Raw genomic sequence first — 557 nt, 5'->3', positions numbered from 1 at the left:
GGTATTAGGGGCAAACCATGTTGCACCATGACCTACTGCCCTTACCGCTTCTTAGACAGTCTTTTTACGAATACCATCATCAGGATTGTCCAAAAAAAATATTTGATAAATATATTGCAAGATATTTTATTCCAATTTCATCCGAAACAGAAACTAATATATTTTTAATTAATACATAGCCGATTATTACATTTATTATTCCTATAATATATAAGGATATTCCCAAAATTTTTTTTGATTTTATTTTAGGCATATCTTTTATCCATACTAAAATACAGCCCAATGTCGAAAAGAAAATAACAGGAAACACTACCTTACCTCCTCTTACTTCCAACCAAACCGATAGCAGGCTTGGTTGGAAATTGGTTTATTTATTTATAAACATTATTTCCATATCTTCCGATATAAAAAAAATACTTATCAAACTTCTCAAAATTAAGTTCTATTTTTTCTATATTATTCAAATCAGTATTATCTCCTATGATACGGAGAACTACATTTCCTAACAGGCAAAGATTATGAACTACATGAACCAGTTCGGTGGAAGGTGTATATAC

General features: G+C 30.0%; 1 protein-coding gene and 1 pseudogene. Both read right to left on the bottom strand.

The window, feature by feature from the left end; all coding sequences use genetic code 11:
* Positions 1–41: 41 nt before the first annotated feature.
* Positions 42–310: pseudogene (locus ACTHUR_RS17025) on the bottom strand (hypothetical protein).
* 61 nt (positions 311–371) lie between these two features.
* Positions 372–557, bottom strand: a 186-nt coding sequence (locus tag ACTHUR_RS17020; protein ID WP_440399879.1) for a hypothetical protein, incomplete at its 5' end; no start/stop codon positions are given.

Source organism: Neisseria sp. P0021.S007, assembly GCF_051956855.1.
The sequence above is the reverse complement of the archived record's forward strand: the minus strand, read 5'-3'. Positions and strand labels throughout refer to the sequence as shown.